This is a genomic window from Moraxella bovis, assembly GCF_002014975.1.
Taxonomy (GTDB): domain Bacteria; phylum Pseudomonadota; class Gammaproteobacteria; order Pseudomonadales; family Moraxellaceae; genus Moraxella; species Moraxella bovis.
Window position 1 is genome coordinate 1 of record NZ_MUXV01000073.1, and the last position, 3,290, is coordinate 3,290.

Here is a 3,290-nt window from a genome sequence, read left to right on the forward strand (position 1 = left end):
AGGCTTAGGTCTTTGTTTGTCGCAGTGTGAATGTCTTGTCATGGTTTTATTTGATATTTTTGCCATTCTAAGAACTCCTTGGGTAAGGGAGCATCCACATAACTCTCATCAATGGTATAGCCTTTGGCTCTTAGGGCATCCTCAGCCTCTTTGCGTTGGGCTTGCCATGTGGGGATGTCGGCGGCGAGTTTTTCCATCCATCTATCATCTTCTCTATTTAAATACTTGGAAGTATTGGTTTCTATTTCTAGGCGGGGAGATAAATCACTGACCGATAACCGTAACAGCAGATTTTTACGATAAAAAAGCACAAAAATATCATCATCTTCAACATATTTTTGCCATTTTTCATAGCTGTCAATATAAAAACCATCTTCCCATACACTTATATAATCTTCATCGCGGAATGATTCATCTTGCTGAACCCTCCAAGAATCTCTTCCGAATACTCTAGGTGATTGTAAGTGAGCATAAGGCTTCCAATTATATTTTTTTAGCACTGCCAAAATGTCTTGGTATTGCTGATAGAGTTTTTTAGAAGTTTCTATCTCGTATCGTTTTTCCTGTTCTTCAAAGGTTTGTGTGATGGCATCTATCTGCTTAGTTTTCTCTTCATTGCTTAGATGTGTAGCATTTTGTATCTCTTCAACTTTGTCACCAAAAGCCTCGGATGCTTTTACCGCTCTATGAATATTTCCTGTTTCTTTCAGGTGTGCACTCAAGAACCCTACATTTAGCGGTTCTTTTTCACTTGCCAACATAATATCTGTTTCAAAACCATTCAAAGATAATGCCAGCTCATAATCCTCATCTAATAGCTCCAAGCGTACATTAGGGACTTCCTTATAAGAAAACCTAGGGCGCAAAAAGCCCACGGGATAGCCATCATACTCTCTGCTGACAAAGAGGTTAGGGTTTCTTTGAATGAGCGTTCTGGCATCTTCACCAAGGCGTACTACCATACGATGCTCGCCTTGCTCATTTTTATTTAATACCACAGGTGTATTGTCTTGTTTTGATTTCATGTAATACTCCACGCCACTAATAAAAACCAAGATATATATCAATAGTAAAAATAATACGATAAGGGTTATTACACCCAAAACAGTGTATTTTACTGTTTTTTTAACTACATTAAAAATCACCATCGCCCTCTACAACTTCTCCATTAACAATGGACTGCATGTAACCCTCTACTTTTGTCTTATAATTGAGCATAATAAAGTGGTAATCTTCAGCAATTCTAGTGATAAACGCCATTCTTTGTTCAACATCATACAAGTTCTCGCCCCAAGTGCTATTAAGTTCTGAGCTGTTTTTCATGTCCTCATAAAAGCGTTCTCTATTAGCATTACCTTCCATAAAATCATCGCTTAATTGGCAGGCATTGGTTAAAACTGCTTGTCGCCCTTGCACATCCGCAATCCAAGAAATGGCGGCCATTGTTTTTTTGAGTTTATCTAACTGCTTTTGTTTATCTAACACTTTTTTTAACGTCGGGTCCACCCTGCCATTGGGGGCATAAAAGCAGTTTTGTAGGATAACACGTTGTTCGTGGTTGGCAATGTCTAATAAACTTTGTTGTTGATACCCTCTGATTTTTTCTATAGTTTTATCATTCATTCTTTTTCCTATATTTTCTTTCATGAGCCTCTCTATCATTTGAATACTCTCAAAAGCACTTTTTAAATGCTTTTTATCATAGGTGAAATGCTTAATGAGTCCAAGCTCATCACAGTGTGGCAAATCATATAAATCAGTTTTGACGGTAGATACATATTTTTGGGAATTTCTATGATTGATCGCCTCAAAAAAAGAACAGGGAAGCTCTCTATAAAGGTGATGGTAAGGGTAAATGTCCAAAAACAAAAACAAGTTACCCAAAAGCATTCTTTCTCTAATGTGATCTAATTCTTTATCACTCAAAGCATTTTCTTCTAAGTGTTTAATATACTTTGGAGCGATTGCTTTAGCACCAGTAAAATCATCTAATTTGTTGCCATAATAACCAACCTTGGATAAACCTTTATTTACCACATCATCCATTGCCAAGGCGCCACAATACACTTGTTTGGCTGCAAATGCCGCCAACCCCATCCAATAAAAGCGACCTTTTAGATTTTTGCCACCCTTTTTGCTGGTCTCCAAATACATTATTGCGTAATGACTAGCTATTGTTTTGATACGTTCTTGGGTTTGCCCCTTTTGCTCGCTATCGTCCAAAAATCTATGCTCAGTGCTTGTATGTTTTTTGGACAATAAAATCATGGAAATTAGTTGATGATAAGACCAAATTTCACCATAATCCATCCTAGCCGTGCATTGGCTGTTTGGCATAGGGTTAGTCATATTGGTTGAAATTTTAGTATCCATTATTTACTCCTTATCTTTTGATGATTTTGAGAAAACCCTAACAAAATCCACCCCCATTTCCACCTCCTCTTCACTTTCTGTCCAAACCCTAACTGTACCGCCCTCATCGTCTGTTGTGCCACGAATCTGCTCACCTGTGACTTTGTTGGTAATAACATAAGGAACATTTTTGAGGATTTCTCCTGACTCCGATTTTAGCACAAATTTTTCATCAAAGGTGCCGACGATGGGGGAGCCGTTGAATTTGTAAGAAATTTCTTTTGCTCCCAACACCCAATGCTCTGGTGCGTACACCTTTACAGGCTTTGGAGAGCCTATCTCCACCCCCTCTTTATCTATCTTGATATAACTGCCATTGGAAGTTAAGATGATTTCTTTATCAGCGACAATCTCAATGTTGTTTTTGGCACTGATTAATTTTAGTACTTGCTCTGCAATGATTTCTATATCATCGCTTTGGGCTTGAATTTGAATTTTACCACGAGCAGTAAATAGCTTTATACCTAAGTTTTGTACCAACACCCTTAACCCCTGTGCAATGTTTGTCAATAAGTTTTTTGCACTGGCAATGCTCAATGTTCCTTGTGTGGTTAATGTGGTATTTTTTTGGCTTGCGATATTAATGTTGTTTTGTGATGATAGTATGGTACTGTCTTTTGATGATAACAGCAACTGGGCAGAGGATAGCTCAGGGTGTATTTGACTATTGTCTTCGTCGTCCAACTCACTTTCGTGCAACTCGTCCTTGATGATGTCGTTGCCCATAAGGTCATCTAAGTCCTGCTTAAATGATTCTTCCACGTCAATGTCTAATGATGATTCATTAACATCATGAGATGCCGAGAGTTTTAAAAAAGACTTATGAATTTGATGAGAAACCATTAAAGATTCAGAAGACTCCCCCACATCCTTCACAT

3 protein-coding genes are annotated in these 3,290 nt (G+C 38.0%); all 3 read right to left on the minus strand.

The genetic code is table 11. From position 1 onward, the window contains the following. Nucleotides 1-38: 38 nt before the first annotated feature. Nucleotides 39-1,025, minus strand: a complete 987-nt coding sequence (locus B0182_RS12865) for a hypothetical protein (protein ID WP_143821757.1) — start codon at nt 1,023-1,025, stop codon at nt 39-41. A gap of 109 nt (nt 1,026-1,134) precedes the next feature. Then, nucleotides 1,135-2,373 (minus strand): DUF2515 family protein, encoded by a 1,239-nt coding sequence (locus B0182_RS12870; protein WP_078275298.1) that lies wholly within the window; start codon nt 2,371-2,373, stop codon nt 1,135-1,137. Nucleotides 2,374-2,376: 3 nt separating this feature from the next. Continuing rightward, a partial coding sequence (locus tag B0182_RS12875) for a DUF2345 domain-containing protein (RefSeq protein ID WP_211271655.1) occupies nt 2,377-3,290 on the minus strand: 914 nt, incomplete at its 5' end.